At 32.1% G+C, this 810-nt stretch carries 1 protein-coding gene; it reads right to left on the reverse strand.

The genetic code is table 11. The annotated features are described in order from the left end of the window. The coding region (locus CBI42_RS10950) for a replication initiator protein A (RefSeq protein WP_256963800.1) at positions 1-556 on the reverse strand (556 nt) is incomplete at its 3' end. Between the last annotated feature and the right edge of the window lie 254 nt (positions 557-810).

Here is an 810-nt window from a genome sequence, read left to right on the forward strand (position 1 = left end):
TGTTAACGGCTTGTTTTGGCAAATGAACCTTTGTCACTAAACTATTGGCAATTACATCTAATTCAGCTTGCTGGATAACTTTGTTTTGATCAGGTTTTTGAGTGAGGTTGGAATCTTTTGGAGAATTAGTCCGTGAACACGTATCATTTGTATTATCTGTTATATATTTATCTGTTAAAGTACTCTTGTTAGAAGGTAAATTCTTCCCAAAGGGAGAGGTAATTTCTTCCTTAACGGGCATAGAAGTACTTTTTTCATTCTCAAACTTTGGTAAGAATAATTTAGAAGCAGCGTTAAATTGATGTTTTACAATTAGATAACCTTTTTTCACCAAACTCTTCAAAATTTTAGTAACGGTCTTAACAGTTACGTCTAAATATTCAGCTAACTCTTCACGCTTAAAAATAATATAACTATCGCCAAACTTCTTATCAAAGAAATCTTTATTATTCTTACTTGCCTTCATACGGTCACAAAGAAGTGAATAAGTTAGAATTTCATTTGCACCCTTTAAATTTGAATCTTTGAAGTAATCCATTTCTACTTTGATAAACATAATTACATATCTCCCTTTTAGGAGTAAGAAAAAAGGGTACAAGTTGTTTAACTTGAACCCCTTTTAACTTGCAATTATGTATCTTGCATTTACCAGTCTCATTTCATATAATAGAAGAAGTAGGAAACGAATTTCCGAACTTTCTTTCAAAATATATTTATGAAATTGGCGCTAAAAGGCTTCAAGTGGCTGTATCACTTGTTGGCTGATTGTAGAAGTTTATAGCAGGACTTCCACGATCGACGCCTTTTTTT

The sequence above is a fragment of the Streptococcus sp. KR genome (genome assembly GCF_002238115.1).
In the GTDB taxonomy this organism is placed as follows: Bacteria; Bacillota; Bacilli; order Lactobacillales; family Streptococcaceae; genus Streptococcus.